The organism is Burkholderia sp. R-40, assembly GCF_049942845.1.
Taxonomy (GTDB): Bacteria; Pseudomonadota; Gammaproteobacteria; order Burkholderiales; family Burkholderiaceae; genus Burkholderia; species Burkholderia ambifaria.
This window is the reverse complement of record NZ_CP187968.1, coordinates 1931819-1944802: the sequence shown is the minus strand read 5'-3', so window position 1 is coordinate 1944802 and position 12984 is coordinate 1931819. Positions and strand designations below refer to the sequence as shown.

The following is a 12984-nucleotide window of genomic DNA, read 5'->3' as shown; positions in this document are numbered from 1 at the left end:
CGCTTTTGCGCGGAATCAACGTGAAACGTTTGCGGGTTGCGCGGCTGTTTCGCAATGTTCACTTCGATTGTTCACTTCGATGCGTGTGAGTGTGCGTGTAGTGCAATTGAAAGCGCAATGCGATCCCGCGCGTCAAAACTCCATGTCGAGTTCGTCGATGTCTTCCTGCTCCGCCTTCGCCGCGTCGGTCCACTCCGCCACGAACGGATGCGCGAGCACCTGCATGCAGTACTCGGCGATATCCGGCTCCAGCTTCACGTCATAGGTCAGGAAGCGCGTGACGACCGGCGCATACATCGCGTCGGCGATGCCGATCTCCGCGCCGAACAGCCAGGGGCCGCCGTACGCGGCCAGACACTCGCGCCAGATCGTCACGATCCGCTGGATGTCGTGCTGCGCACGCGACCAGATCCGGAAGCCGGGGAAATGCGCACGCAGGTTCATCGGCAACGCGGATCGCAGCGCGCTGAAACCGGAATGCATCTCGCCGCAGATCGACCGGCAATGCGCGCGCGCATGCCGGTCTTCAGACAGCAGCCGCGCTTGCGGCCGGATTTCGTTCAGGTATTCGGCGATCGCGAGCGTATCCCACACCGCATTGCCGTCGTGCGTCAGGCACGGCACGAGAATCGACGGCGACAGCAGCAGCAATTCCGCCCGCGACGCGGCGTCGATCGGCACGCTGACCGTGTCGAACGCGAGCCCGCTCAGCTTCGCGAGCAGCCAGCCGCGCATCGACCACGACGAGTAATTGCGGCTGCTGATGGTCAGCGTCGTCTTTCCGGTGGATTCCATGTCGCTCCCCTACCCAATGCCGTTCGTGCCCCTGCACCGAAAACGGACGCTGCACGGCGTCATCCGCACCATACCCGTGCGGCGCATTCGCCGAACCGGCGCAGCGTCGCACCGTATCGTGGTACGGGCCACACGCCGGACCGGCGCGGCAACGCATCGCCTTCGGCCGTCCGTCATCGCGTGCCACCTGCGCCGCCGCACTCACGAACTGCGTGCAACGCGCGTGCCAGCCGCGTGCTGGCACACGGCTTGCCTCGTTTGATGCAATGCAGCGCAACGAGCGACGGTCATGAACCTGCTTGCCTATCCGTTCTATCAATGGTCTGCCGAATGCCTGCGCCCGGCGCGCGCATGGGCGGCCACTGCACGCGCGACGATGGCGCTGTGGCCGCCGTCCACCACCACGCCGACAGGCCGCACGCTCGACGCACTGTGCGAACTACTCGAATGCTGCGCGTTCTCGCATCGGCGTCCACCGTTCGGCATCCGGTCGATCGTCGTCGACGGGGAAACGGTACCGATCGTCGAGGAGGCTGCCGCGGCCACCCCGTTCGGCACGCTGCTGCATTTCCGCAAGGCGCGGCCGGTCGCACCCCAGCCGCGCGTGCTGATCGTCGCGCCGATGTCCGGGCATTTCGCGACGCTGTTGCGCGGCACGGTGCACACGATGCTGGCCGACCACGACGTGTACATCACCGACTGGCACAACCCGCGCGACATCCCGCTGACGGCCGGACGGTTCGGCTTCGACGAATACGTCGTGCACGTGATCGACTTCATTCGCCAGATCGGCCCCGACGCACATGTGCTCGCGATCTGCCAGCCGACCGTCGCCGCGCTCGCGGCGGTCGCGCTGATGGCGGCCGGCGGCGATCCGGCGCAGCCCGCGAGCCTGACATTGATGGCGGGCCCGATCGACTGCCGCGTGAATCCGACGAAGGTCAACGCGCTCGCCACGAGCCAGTCGATCGAATGGTTCGCGCGGAACCTGATCAGCGTCGTGCCGGCCGGCTTCGTCGGCGCGCAGCGGTGCGTGTATCCGGGCTTCGTGCAGGTCGGCGCCTTCATGTCGATGAATCCCGACCGGCATGCGGCGTCGTTTGCCGATCTGTATTACGAGCGCGCGAAAGGCGACCCCGCGAAAGCCGACACGCTGCGGCACTTCTACGACGAATACTTCGCAACGGCCGATCTCACCGCGGAGTTCTATCTGGAAACGGTCGAGAAGGTGTTCCAGCAATACGCGCTCGCGCGCGGCGAGTTGACGGTCGGCGACAGGCTCGTCGAACCGGCGGCGATTCATCGCACCGCGCTGCTGACGATCGAAGGCGAGAAGGACGATATCTGCGCAGTCGGCCAGACGATGGCCGCGCAGGAGCTGTGTTCGGGGTTGCCGCCATATCTCAAGACGCACCACGTGCAGACGGGCGCGGGCCACTACGGGGTGTTCAACGGCACCCGCTGGGAAACGCAGATCTATCCGATCGTGCGCGCGACGATCCACGACAACGAGCCGTACGATCGCACCGCGGATTCGGAAGGCAACGCGAACGGCACGCACTACGTCACGCTGCGCGCACTGCTCGATGCGCGCGCAACGAGGCACGATGCGGTGGCCGAAACATGATCGCATCACGCCCGCTGAAGCCGAGCGGCAGGGTATTCGCCGGCGTTGCAAATGAATCGCCCCGCCGTAGGGGCGGGGCGCGATTTCCAGCAGCGTTCAGCCGACGCGCGAGCGAGCGAACCCGCGCGCCCGGCCTGTGTTACGAACAGGCCTTGCCGTGCGACGGATGGAAGCCCTTCGTCTTCGCCTCCGCTTCCGACATGTAGCTGCCGTGCTTCGTCTTGCCGTAGTACTTGTCGGTCGAGCAGTGATAGACCTTCGTGCTGTCGTTGGCCCACACCTTGCCCGCGCCGCCGCCCGGCGCTGCCGCGGTCGTCGCCGGCGCGCTCTTCGCGGGCGCGGCGGCCGATGCCGGAGCAGCGGATGCCGCCATTGCGGGCGCCGCGCCCGGTGCGCTCGCTGCCGCCGCAGCCGATGCGCCGTACCAGGCCTTCACGCCCTTGTGACCCGCGCATGCACCCTTTTTCGACGCGCCCGAATAGAACGACCCGTCCTTGCACAGACCGGTCGTGCCCGCCGGCGCGCTGGCGGGAACCTGCGCGAACGCAGCGGTCGACAGCCCCACGCCGGCAGCAAGCGCGGCGATCAACATCATTTTTTTCATGGTCCTCTCCTGATTTGCCTGACGGGTGAAAGCGTCCCGGAGCCGCGCCGGGAAAACCCTGCTTAGTGCACCCAGTGGCACACGCGATGGTGGTGGTGATTGAAATGGCACACGCGGTGCGAGTGCGCTTCGGCGAGGGCCGGCACGAGAACGGCACAAGCCAGTGCGGTGGCCGTCAGGATCTTCGCGATGCGGTTCATGGACATTCTCCGGGATAGGTCAGCCGGTGATCCGGCTGGTATCTGCTTAACGCCGATCACCCGATCTCCGTGCACCGCACCTGCCCGCAATTGACGATCTTTGACATCGGCCGCTCGAAGGCGGCTGCGCACCCGCATGCTTTCGAAGCTTTCATCGGCACAACGCTCTGGACTTCGAATGAAGCGCCGCCGCCGGAATGGGCGAGCGTGTGCAAGAGAAGGGGTCAGGAAAAGAAACGGCGCGATGACCAATCGCGCCGACAAGCAATGAGAAACGATACGAAAAACCATCGCGTGCCGCGGCACGCGATCTCGCGACTTACTTCAACCGCCCCGACAGGAACTGCCCGAGCCGCTCGCTCTTCGGATTGACGAGAATCTCCTGCGGATCGCCCTCTTCCTCGATCTTCCCTTGATGCAGGAAGATCACATGATTCGACACGTTGCGCGCGAAACCCATCTCGTGCGTGACGACGACCATCGTGCGACCTTCCTCGGCCAGCTTCTGCATCACCTTCAGCACTTCACCCACGAGCTCCGGATCGAGCGCCGAAGTCGGCTCGTCGAACAGCATCACCTCGGGCTCCATCGCGAGCGCACGCGCGATCGCGACACGCTGCTGCTGGCCGCCTGACAGGTGCGACGGATACATGCCCTCGACGCGCGGCGCGAGACCGACCTTCTCCAGATACGTGCGCGCGCGCTCGACCGCTTCGCCCTTGCCGATTCCGAGCACGGCCATCGGCGCCTCGATCACGTTCTCGAGCACCGTCATGTGCGACCACAGGTTGAAGTGCTGGAACACCATCGCGAGCTTCGTGCGCATCCGCTGCAGCTGCTTCTGGTCGGCCACGCGCAGCGAGCCGTTGCGGTCGCGCGCGGTCTGGATCGGCTCGCTGCCGATCGTGATCTGCCCCGAGCACGGCTGCTCGAGGAAGTTGATGCAGCGCAGGAACGTGCTCTTGCCGGAGCCGCTCGAGCCGATGATGCTGATCACGTCGCCGGCCTTCGCCTTCATCGACACGCCCTTCAACACCTCGTTGTCGCCGAACTTCTTGTGGAGGTTATCAACGGTGAGCTTGTACATGCTTGGTCCTTCCTTGCGTTAATGGCCGCGCGGCGAGAGGTACGCGAGCCAGCGCGTCTCGAGCTTGCGGAACGCCCAGATGAGCGTGAACACGACGATGGCGTACAGCACGGCCGCGATGCCGTAGGCCTGGAACGACATGTACGTCGCGGAGTTGACGTCGCGCGTGACCTTCAGGATGTCGGGCACGGTCGCGGTGAACGCGAGCGTCGTCGCGTGCAGCATCAGGATCACTTCGTTGCTGTAGCTGGGCAGCGAGCGGCGCAGCGCGGACGGCAGGATGATGCGCGTATAGAGCTTGAAGCGCGACATCCCGTACGCCATCCCGGCCTCGATCTCGCCGTCCGAGGTCGCCTTGATCGCGCCCGCGAAGATCTCGGTGGTGTACGCGCAGGTGTTCAGCACGAACGCGAGCAGCGTGCAGTTCATCGCGTTGCGGAAGAACGTGTCGAGCAGCACGTGGTCGTGCACGACCTGCAGGCTGTAGATGCCCGTGTAGCACATTAGCAACTGCACGTAGAGCGGCGTGCCGCGGAACACGTACGTATAGAGCCACACCGGGCCGGAAATCCAGCGGTTCGACGACGCGCGCGCGATCGCGAGCGGCACGGCCAGCGCGAAGCCGAACGCGATCGACACGACCAGCAGCCACAGCGTGATCGCGAGGCCGCTGAAGCGGTAGCCGTCGGTGTAGAGATAGTTTTGCCAGTACTGGCCGATGAGTTCGATCACAGTGCGAGCCTCCGGACGCCGACGGAATAACGCTTCTCGAGATGGTGCAGCACGACGTTCGATACCGTCGTGATCGCGAGGTAGATCGCGCCCGCCGCGAGCGTGAAGAAGAAGAAATCGAGCGTGCTCTTGCCGGCGTCCTGCGACGCCTTCACGACATCGGCGAGGCCGATGATCGACACTAGCGCGGTGGCCTTCACGAGCACCTGCCAGTTGTTGCCGATGCCCGGCAGCGCGAAGCGCATCATCTGCGGGAACAGTATCCGGTGGAACACGCGCCAGCCGCTCATCCCGTACGCGAAGCCCGCTTCGAGCTGGCCGCGCGGCACCGCGAGAAACGCGCCGCGGAACGTCTCGGTGAAGTACGCGCCGTAGATGAAGCCGAGCGTGATGACGCCGGCGACGAACGGATCGATGTCGATCTGATCCCAGCCGAGCGCGTCGGTCGCCATGTTCAGCAGGATCTGGATCCCGTAGAACAGCAGCAGCATCAGCACGAGATCGGGCACCGCGCGGATCAGCGTCGTATAGAACGTGCCGAGCGCCTTGAGCGCGCGGTTCGTCGACAGTTTCGCGCTCGCACCGACCAGCCCCAGCACGAGCGACGCGGCGAGCGACAGCACCGCCAGCTTCACGGTTTCCACCGTGCCGGCCCACAGCAGCGGGCCAAATCCCTGGAAAATCATGTCAGCGTATCCATCCAGAAAGACAGGCGGCGCAGCGCGGCCGGAGCCGCGTGCGCCGCGAAGGCGTCAGCCGCCGTAGACGTCGAATGCGAAGTACTTCTTCTCGAGCTTCTTGTACGTGCCGTCCTTGATGATGTCGGCGATCGCGTGGTCGATCTTCGCCTTCAGGTCGGCGTCGTCCTTGCGCAGGCCGATGCCCGCGCCGTTGCCGAGCGTCTTCGGATCGTCGATGTCCTTGCCGGCGAATTCGAAGTTCGCGCCGCGCGGCGTCTTCAGGAAGCCGAGGTCGGCCTGCACCGCGTCCTGCAGCGCGGCATCGAGGCGGCCGGCCATCAGGTCCTGGTACACGCCGTCCTGGTTCTGGTAAGACACGACCTGCACGCCCTTCGGCGCCCAGTAGGCCTTCGCGTAGGTTTCCTGGATCGTGCCCTGCTCGACGCCGACCGACTTGCCCTTCAGCGATTCGGCCGTCGGTTGCAGGTGCGCACCCTTCTTCGACACGAGCCGCGTCGGCGTGTTGAACAGCTTGTCGGAGAACGCGATCTGCTCGGCGCGCGCCGGCGTCATCGACATCGACGACAGCACGCCGTCGAACTTCTTCGCCTTCAGCGCGGGGATCATCCCGTCGAAGTCGTTCTCGATCCATACGCATTTCGCCTTCAGGCGCGCGCAGATCTCGTTGCCGAGATCGACGTCGAAGCCGACAACCTTGCCGCTTGCGTCCTTCGATTCGAACGGCGGATAGCTGGCGTCGACGCCGAACCGGATCGTCGACCAATCCTTGGCGTGGGCACCCACCGCGATACACGCGAGGGCAATACTGAGGGCGAGTTTCTTCATGGCGTTCCTGTCATAGGCGAACTGAGCACGGGCCCGTCGGGCGTCGCCGCCGCGAACCCTTCCAACCCGGAAGCCGTCATCTAGACGGCGCCCCAAGTTGTACATACAACTTTGCCTTTTGTGGGGCACCCCCAGCAATCCGTGTTTATCTCTAGTTGCCGAAAAAGCGCCGTGTGGGCACGAGATTCCCTTATATTTCAATCGATTATGCTTCCGTCCGGCTGTAACTGAGCTTTCATGCGACGAGTCCGTCCTTCTCGGCCGCACGCGCATTTGTCTATACTTTTCCGCTCGCCGTGCGCGCGCGCCTCGTGCGCGACGTTCGCCGAAACCACGCCTGTGCGCGATTTCCCGTGTGGATATGTGCCGAAATAATGGGGATCATGCGTCGATGGCCGGGCGGATCCCGCATCGAACCCGGTACACTCCGCCCGGTCCCGCATGAAGGCCCGGACTGCGACGGCACGCGGCCGCCGTCACTTGAACAGCAACCCCATGACCACACCGATCTATCAGGAAATCAAGGACTTCATCCTCGCGCGCATCCACGCGGGCGAGTGGGCGGAAGGCGACCAGGTGCCGTCGGAGAACGAGCTCGCGCGCGAATTCAACGTCGCGCGGATGACGGTCAACCGCGCGCTGCGCGAGCTGACGGCCGAACAGGTGCTCACGCGTACGCGCGGCTCCGGCACCTACGTCGCGTCGCCGAAATACGAATCGACGCTGGTCGCGATCCGTAGCATCTCGGATGAAGTCGCCGCGCGCGGCCATGCGTATCGGGCACAGGTGCTGGAGGTGGGCGCTGCCATCGCCGACGCGCAGCTTGCCGACGAACTGCGGCTCGACACGGGCAACCCGATCTTCCATTCGCGCGTGCTGCACTTCGAAAACGACACACCCGTGCAGCTCGAGGAACGCTGGGTCAATCCGGCCTGCGCGCCCGAATACGCGTTGCAGGACTTCACGACGACGACGCCGAACCAGTACCTGACGCGCGTCGCGCCGCTACAGCGGGTCGAATACCGGATCGAGGCCGCGATGCCCGATGCGCCGACGCGCCGTCACCTGACGATGGACGAACGCGAGCCCTGCCTGCTGCTGCATCGGCGCACGTGGTCGCAAGGGATGGTCGCGTCGGTCGCGAATCTATGGCATCCGGGCAGCCGCTACCGGTTCACCGGGCATTTCTGACGCGCGGCTCGCGCGTTCATTGCGCGCCGCGGCGCGCCCAGCGTTCGATCGCGTCGACCGCGACACGCAACCCGTCCTCCTGCCCGAGCCGCGCACCGAGTTCAGCGGCGCGCGCCTGCGTGTCGGCCCGCGCCGCGAACGCGATCGCGCGTGCGAGCCCGGCGGCGCGCACGCGGCGCCCGGCCACCGGCGCGTCGGCCACACCGAGCCGCTGCAGCCGGTTCGCCCAGAAGAACTGATCGCCCGCGAACGGCACGACGACCGACGCAATGCCCGCCCGCGCGGCCGAATGCGTGGTGCCCGATCCGCCGTGGTGGATCGCCATCGATACTTGCGGAAACAACCAGTCGTGTGGCGTCTCGCCGATCACGCACACGTGCGCGGGCAGCATCGACGCATCGATGCCGCTCCAGCCGGGCTGGAACAGCGCACGCCGGCCGTCGAGCGCCCGCACCAGCGCGTCGACCATCGCGGCCAGGTCGAACCCGGCCATGCTGCCGAAGCCGATATACACGGGCGGCTCGCCCGCTTTGAGAAAGGCCGACAGCGCGGGCGGCGGCGTCCACGCGGGCGCGTCGATACGCCACTGACCGCATGCCAGCACATTCGGCGGCCAGTCGGCCGGCTCGGCGAGCAGCACGGGCGACACGCCGTACAGCATCGGATGATCGATCCATACGTGCCGGCGCGGCGGCAATCCGCACACGCGGGCGCGCGCCGCATTGGTCGCCTTCCTGAACGCCTGCCACAGCAGCGCGTTCACGAACCGGTGGCTGGCGCGATTCAGCCAGCGCGGCGCCTTGGCCGGCGGCAGGAACGGCGACGCGAACGCCGCGGTCGGCGTAATCGGGATCATCCCCGCGCCGATTGCCGGCACGCCGCGATACTCGGCGACCGACAGCCCGACGAACGACGCCAGCCCCGACACGAGAATCGCATCGCAACCGGCCGACGCATCCGCGACTTCGCGCATCCACGCTTCCGTGTTCGCATTCGCGATCGCCGCGAGCGCCTTCGACGTGTCGTTGAAGCCGCCGCGCCCGCGCACCGCATCGGCCAACGCGCCGTCCGGCGCGATCGCCGCGCGGATATCGCCGGACAACGGCGCGCACGGGACGCCGAGCGCGGCGGCCGAACCGAGCGTCGCGGCGTCGGCCAGCAACCGGACCTCATGGCCGGCCGCCATCAGCGCGCGACCCAGCGCCGCGAGCGGGCGCGTGTCACCTTCGGTGCCGTAGGTAGCAATGACGAGTTTCATGCGTGACTCCTCGGCACGGCGAGAACGAGTGGATTCAAAAATGTGCGCGTCGTATACTAATGCAATTCGTACACTTTCCGTCAACCCCGAGCCATGCCGATGACGACCGACGATCCGGGCCGCCGCGCGCGCAAGCGCATTCAGATGCTTGCGCACCTCGCCGCCACCGGCGCGCGCCTGTTCGATGCGCACGGCTACGACGCCGTCACGATGGAGCAGATCGCCGCGCAGGCCGACGTCGCGAAACGAACGCTGTACAACCACTTCCCGACGAAGGAAGCCGTGCTCGCGCACTGGCTCGAAGGCGAACTCGCGCGCGACCTCGCCCATCTCGAGCGCGACGTCGCAAGACGGAAAAGCTTCGCGTCGCGGATCGCCTGCGTGCTCGACGCGTCGGCCGCGTGGTGCGAACAGCACCCGGTGTATCTGCTCGCATACCTGCGGCATCGATTCCTGAGCATCGGGGCGGTGCAAGCCGACGGTGCGACGGAGAACGGCAGCGACATCGCGCTCGTGTGGCAGCAGCTGATCGCGGCCGGCCAGCAGGCAGGCGAGCTGAACGCGGCGCTGGCGGCCGACCAGCTCGCCACGTGGTTCCATCACCTGTATCTCGCGGCGATGCTGCGCTGGCTGACGGTGCCGGGGTTATCGCTGAAACGCGAATTCCAGTCGGTCGCGAAACTGTTCGTCGAAGGCGCGCAAGCGAAGCCGTGAGCGGCCTCGGCGGTCGGATGCTGCGCCGATTGCGCCGCGCGCCGCGCAGGGGTTTTTACAACGAATGATCAGACGGGATGCCAAATTTCCCGCGCGGCAGTATGCTGGTGTCGTACGGCCGCGCACGATACATCGGGCAATCCCCTAGTCCGCACGTCGCCGCGCCGCCGTCGCATCCGCAATCATGCATTGCAAGGAGGGCTTCGTGATGGCTACGACACATCAGCACTTCCACCTCGAGCTACGGCACGCCACCGCGCCGACGTATTTCATCAGCTACCTGTTTCCCGCCTTGCTGTTCGTCTACGAACTGCTGCGCGTCGGCCAGTGGATCCGCGATCACGGGATGCAATTCGCCGCGTTCAAGCAGATGGGTTACGAGTATCTGCTGATGCTGCTGTTCGTCGGGCTGCAGATCGTCGTCGAGGCGATCTTCCTGCTCGGCGCCGCGATGCGCCGCGACCATCGCGATTTCGAGCACCGCCTGCCGAACGTGGTCCTCGGCATCGGCTGCTCGATCGCGCTGCTCGCGATCGATCTCGCGATCCAGCTGGCGTTCTGAGCGCCGGCGGGTTCGCCCCGCCGGTCGCATAGGTTGGTACGTTCAGGCGGGCGCGTCGCGCAGCAACGTCGCCACCGCCGCGAGTACGTCGTCGGGCCGCTCGCGATGCGGCATGTGCCCGCATCCGTCGAGCAGCAGGAACGACGACGGCCCCGCGACGCGCGCGGCGATCCGCTTCGGATGCACGTCCGACCCGTATTCATCCTGCTCGCCGTGAATCGCGAGCGTCGCGCAGCGCACGCGCGGCAGTTCGTCGTCGAGGCTCCAGCCGCGAAACGCCGGCGACAGCCACGTGTCGACCCACGCACGCAGCACCCATTCGGCTTTCTCGCCGTGATAGCGCGCGAGCCGGTCGAGCTGGCCGGGCGCGTCGAACTGCTGCGCCGCGTCGCGAATGCCGTCGCGCGTGCGATCCTCGACGAACGCCTGCGCGGCGACCGTCACCAGCGCGCGGCAACGCGCCGGATACGCGGCCGCGCACCCGACCGCCATCCCGCCGCCGACGCTGTGTCCGAACGCAACGAACGCATCGATGCCGAATCGTTCGAGCAGCGCATGGAATCCGTGATTGGCCTCGTCGCGCACGAACGTCGCGGCGAGCTGCCCCGGATGACGATCGGACCGGCCGAAGCCGAGCCGGTCGTACGCGATCACGTCGCGGCCGGTGGCGCGCGCGAGCTGTGCGGGGAAGTCGCGCCATAGTTCGACGCAGCCGAGCGAATCGTGCAGCAGCACGATCGGTGCGACCGGCGTAGGTGTGGCCGGCGTAGGTGCGGGCGGCTTAGGTGCGACCGCCTCTAGCGCGGCCGTTTCCACAGCAGGCGCACCGCGCCAGCGCTTCGCGAAGAGACGGCCTTGCGGCGTCTCGACCCAGGTCTCCTCGGTCACGATGTCAGTCATGTGTGTATGTCGTCGTCTGCATGAAGGCGGGCCGCACGCGCGCGTACCGCATCGAATGCCGACGATGGTGGCCCGGCCACGCGCGCAGCGTCAAGCAAGCCCCCACCGTCCGCACGCTCATTCGGGTTGCGGCGGCAGATACTCCATCTGCGCCTCGTCGTAGAGCCGGTAGATCAGCGCCTGCATCGCGCGGATGTCCTCCGATTCGTCGAGCATCCGCATGCTCATGATGATCGGCGACACGAGGTTCGGATCGTCGAGCGGCTTGTAGCTGATGTCGTCGCGCTTCAGCCCGTACACGCTGTGCGGCACGACCGACACGCCCTCGCCCATCGCGACGAGCCCGAGCGCGATCTGCAGCTCGCGCGTCTCGTAGATGCGCCGCGGCTGCAGCGCGCGATCGTGGAATGCCGCGAGCACCTGGTCCGCATAGCTCGGCCGCGGCGCCTTCGGAAAGATGATCAGCGTGTCGTTCACGAGATCGTGAAGCGACAGCACGGGCTTCGCGCCGTCGAGCACGTGACCGACCGGCAGCGCGACGATCATCCGTTCCTCGCGCAGCACGACGCGACGCACGCTCGGATCCTCGTGACGGATGCGCCCGAACCCGACGTCGATGCGCCCTTCCTTCAGCGCCTTGATCTGGTCCATCGTCGACATCTCGTGCAGGCTCAGCTCGACGGCCGGATACTCGCTGCGAAAGCGCCGGATGATCTTCGGCAGCATCCCGTACAGCGTCGAGCCGACGAAACCGACCGACATGCTGCGCTCGATCTTGCCGACCCGCTTCGTCATCGATTCGAGCTCGGTCGTCTGCGCGAGCAGCTGCACCGCATGCGAATAGAAGAAGCGTCCGGCGTCGGTCAGCTTCAGCGGCCGCGCGTTGCGCTCGAACAGCGGCACGCCGAGCGCCTCCTCGAGCTGCTGGATCTGCCGGCTGAGCGGCGGTTGCGCGATGTGCAGGCGCTCGGCCGCACGCGTGAAATTCCGCTCCTCGGCAACCGCGACGAAGTAGCGGAGGTGTCTCAACTCCATGTTCGAACCCTCCCGGACAGGCCACGGACGTTCATTCGGCCCCGCGCGGACGCATCCCGCGCCGGTCGCCCACGCCGGTCGCCCACGCCGGTCGCCCCGTGCTCGCCTGATCCCGATGCCATGACGATACCTTACAGCGCGCCGCTACTGACGCGAGCAGCATCGCGCCCGCACGCGCGTCGCGCACCGCGCAAAGCAAAACGGGAAGCCGCGAGGCTTCCCGTTCGTTCATCGACGCCGCGTCGCGGCATCGTCCCGGCCGCGCGTCACGCCTCGGTTGCGTACAGCGCATCGCGCTGCGCGTCGCTCAGCGAATCGAGCGGCACGTCCGGCAGTCGATAGCAAATCATCGCGCCGTACAGCTCGGCCAGGCAGTTGCTGCCGGCGTCGAGCGCGTAGCCGTCCTCGCCGTCCGGCGCCGGCGGATACACTTCGCGCCACGCATTGATCGCGGCTTCGATTCGCACGATGGAAACGGGTCCGGCCTTCCGCTCGGCGGGTGATGCGCTCATGAATTCCTCTGGGTTGCCGCTCCGCGGGCCGTGCCGGCCGCAGCGGAACGATTGAAACGCCGGGCGCCGCCGGCCGCCGCAACAGGCGCGCGCCGGATGCCCGATCCGCGCCGCGCTCGTCGCGCCGGCCGGGCCGTGGCCCGGTAGGGTCGGGAAATATAACCGGCTTTGACCCCGTGCAGGGGAAAGCTGACAAAAAAAACGGGAAGCGCGCGGCTTCCCGTTTCATCGCATCTCGCGC

General features: G+C 66.5%; 15 protein-coding genes. 4 read left to right on the top strand and 11 right to left on the bottom strand.

Annotated elements, in window-relative coordinates:
• Positions 1-132: 132 nt before the first annotated feature.
• Positions 133-795: a glutathione S-transferase family protein gene (locus tag ACP26O_RS25170; protein WP_426356336.1), complete on the bottom strand. Its 663-nt coding sequence runs from the start codon at positions 793-795 to the stop codon at positions 133-135.
• Between the two features lie 289 nt (positions 796-1084).
• Here ACP26O_RS25170 and ACP26O_RS25165 point away from each other — a divergent pair, with 289 nt between their 5' ends.
• Positions 1085-2422: a polyhydroxyalkanoate depolymerase gene (locus ACP26O_RS25165; RefSeq protein ID WP_165752634.1), complete on the top strand. Its 1338-nt coding sequence runs from the start codon at positions 1085-1087 to the stop codon at positions 2420-2422.
• A gap of 139 nt (positions 2423-2561) precedes the next feature.
• On the opposite strand, the gene ACP26O_RS25160 is transcribed toward ACP26O_RS25165, so the two are convergent.
• The 6 genes from ACP26O_RS25160 to ACP26O_RS25135 all read right to left on the bottom strand — a co-directional run bounded on the left by ACP26O_RS25160 (position 2562) and on the right by ACP26O_RS25135 (position 6571).
• Positions 2562-3026, bottom strand: coding sequence for a hypothetical protein (locus ACP26O_RS25160; protein ID WP_175663240.1), 465 nt, complete (start codon positions 3024-3026; stop codon positions 2562-2564).
• A 62-nt stretch (positions 3027-3088) separates the two neighbouring features.
• Positions 3089-3226 carry an HHHH-motif protein gene (locus ACP26O_RS25155; RefSeq protein WP_164714777.1) on the bottom strand — a complete coding sequence of 46 codons (138 nt, stop codon included), beginning with the start codon at positions 3224-3226 and terminating at the stop codon, positions 3089-3091.
• A gap of 319 nt (positions 3227-3545) precedes the next feature.
• Positions 3546-4313 carry an ABC transporter ATP-binding protein gene (locus ACP26O_RS25150; RefSeq protein ID WP_175663241.1) on the bottom strand — a complete coding sequence of 256 codons (768 nt, stop codon included), beginning with the start codon at positions 4311-4313 and terminating at the stop codon, positions 3546-3548.
• Between the two features lie 18 nt (positions 4314-4331).
• On the bottom strand, positions 4332-5045 hold the full coding sequence (locus tag ACP26O_RS25145; protein WP_426356335.1) for an ABC transporter permease: 714 nt from the start codon (positions 5043-5045) through the stop codon (positions 4332-4334).
• Positions 5042-5731, bottom strand: a complete 690-nt coding sequence (locus ACP26O_RS25140; RefSeq protein WP_011660378.1) for an ABC transporter permease — start codon at positions 5729-5731, stop codon at positions 5042-5044. Before ACP26O_RS25140 ends, ACP26O_RS25145 begins: the two co-directional genes overlap by 4 nt.
• A 66-nt stretch (positions 5732-5797) precedes the next feature.
• Entirely contained in the window at positions 5798-6571 is a 774-nt protein-coding gene (locus ACP26O_RS25135) for an ABC transporter substrate-binding protein (RefSeq protein WP_175663242.1), read from the bottom strand.
• Between the two features lie 495 nt (positions 6572-7066).
• Here ACP26O_RS25135 and hutC point away from each other — a divergent pair, with 495 nt between their 5' ends.
• Positions 7067-7762, top strand: a complete 696-nt coding sequence (gene hutC / locus ACP26O_RS25130) for a histidine utilization repressor (protein ID WP_006750813.1) — start codon at positions 7067-7069, stop codon at positions 7760-7762.
• Between the two features lie 16 nt (positions 7763-7778).
• Here hutC and ACP26O_RS25125 read toward each other — a convergent pair whose 3' ends face one another.
• Positions 7779-9020, bottom strand: a complete 1242-nt coding sequence (locus ACP26O_RS25125) for a glycosyltransferase (RefSeq protein WP_175663243.1) — start codon at positions 9018-9020, stop codon at positions 7779-7781.
• A 93-nt stretch (positions 9021-9113) separates the two neighbouring features.
• Between ACP26O_RS25125 and ACP26O_RS25120 the strand changes: the two genes are divergently transcribed.
• Together ACP26O_RS25120 and ACP26O_RS25115 are read left to right on the top strand one after the other, a co-directional pair.
• Positions 9114-9734 (top strand): TetR/AcrR family transcriptional regulator, encoded by a 621-nt coding sequence (locus tag ACP26O_RS25120; protein WP_175663244.1) that lies wholly within the window; start codon positions 9114-9116, stop codon positions 9732-9734.
• Between the two features lie 208 nt (positions 9735-9942).
• Positions 9943-10296: a hypothetical protein gene (locus tag ACP26O_RS25115; protein ID WP_012365480.1), complete on the top strand. Its 354-nt coding sequence runs from the start codon at positions 9943-9945 to the stop codon at positions 10294-10296.
• A 42-nt stretch (positions 10297-10338) separates the two neighbouring features.
• Here ACP26O_RS25115 and ACP26O_RS25110 read toward each other — a convergent pair whose 3' ends face one another.
• From ACP26O_RS25110 to ACP26O_RS25100, 3 genes are all read right to left on the bottom strand, one after another.
• Entirely contained in the window at positions 10339-11196 is an 858-nt protein-coding gene (locus ACP26O_RS25110) for an alpha/beta fold hydrolase (RefSeq protein WP_175663245.1), read from the bottom strand.
• Positions 11197-11313: 117 nt separating this feature from the next.
• Positions 11314-12231, bottom strand: a complete 918-nt coding sequence (locus ACP26O_RS25105; protein ID WP_006750808.1) for a LysR family transcriptional regulator — start codon at positions 12229-12231, stop codon at positions 11314-11316.
• 266 nt (positions 12232-12497) lie between these two features.
• Entirely contained in the window at positions 12498-12743 is a 246-nt protein-coding gene (locus ACP26O_RS25100; RefSeq protein ID WP_006761486.1) for a DUF3717 domain-containing protein, read from the bottom strand.
• Between the last annotated feature and the right edge of the window lie 241 nt (positions 12744-12984).

What these genes read in the sequence shown, in the direction of transcription:
- ACP26O_RS25170 (WP_426356336.1), bottom strand. Translation starts at nt 795, where the DNA reads ATGGAATCCACCGGAAAGACGACGCTGACCATCAGCAGCCGCAATTAC.
- ACP26O_RS25165 (WP_165752634.1), top strand. Translation starts at nt 1,085, where the DNA reads ATGAACCTGCTTGCCTATCCGTTCTATCAATGGTCTGCCGAATGCCTG.
- ACP26O_RS25160 (WP_175663240.1), bottom strand. Translation starts at nt 3,026, where the DNA reads ATGAAAAAAATGATGTTGATCGCCGCGCTTGCTGCCGGCGTGGGGCTG.
- ACP26O_RS25155 (WP_164714777.1), bottom strand. Translation starts at nt 3,226, where the DNA reads ATGAACCGCATCGCGAAGATCCTGACGGCCACCGCACTGGCTTGTGCC.
- ACP26O_RS25150 (WP_175663241.1), bottom strand. Translation starts at nt 4,313, where the DNA reads ATGTACAAGCTCACCGTTGATAACCTCCACAAGAAGTTCGGCGACAAC.
- ACP26O_RS25140 (WP_011660378.1), bottom strand. Translation starts at nt 5,731, where the DNA reads ATGATTTTCCAGGGATTTGGCCCGCTGCTGTGGGCCGGCACGGTGGAA.
- ACP26O_RS25135 (WP_175663242.1), bottom strand. Translation starts at nt 6,571, where the DNA reads ATGAAGAAACTCGCCCTCAGTATTGCCCTCGCGTGTATCGCGGTGGGT.
- hutC (WP_006750813.1), top strand. Translation starts at nt 7,067, where the DNA reads ATGACCACACCGATCTATCAGGAAATCAAGGACTTCATCCTCGCGCGC.
- ACP26O_RS25125 (WP_175663243.1), bottom strand. Translation starts at nt 9,020, where the DNA reads ATGAAACTCGTCATTGCTACCTACGGCACCGAAGGTGACACGCGCCCG.
- ACP26O_RS25120 (WP_175663244.1), top strand. Translation starts at nt 9,114, where the DNA reads ATGCCGATGACGACCGACGATCCGGGCCGCCGCGCGCGCAAGCGCATT.
- ACP26O_RS25115 (WP_012365480.1), top strand. Translation starts at nt 9,943, where the DNA reads ATGGCTACGACACATCAGCACTTCCACCTCGAGCTACGGCACGCCACC.
- ACP26O_RS25110 (WP_175663245.1), bottom strand. Translation starts at nt 11,196, where the DNA reads ATGACTGACATCGTGACCGAGGAGACCTGGGTCGAGACGCCGCAAGGC.
- ACP26O_RS25105 (WP_006750808.1), bottom strand. Translation starts at nt 12,231, where the DNA reads ATGGAGTTGAGACACCTCCGCTACTTCGTCGCGGTTGCCGAGGAGCGG.
- ACP26O_RS25100 (WP_006761486.1), bottom strand. Translation starts at nt 12,743, where the DNA reads ATGAGCGCATCACCCGCCGAGCGGAAGGCCGGACCCGTTTCCATCGTG.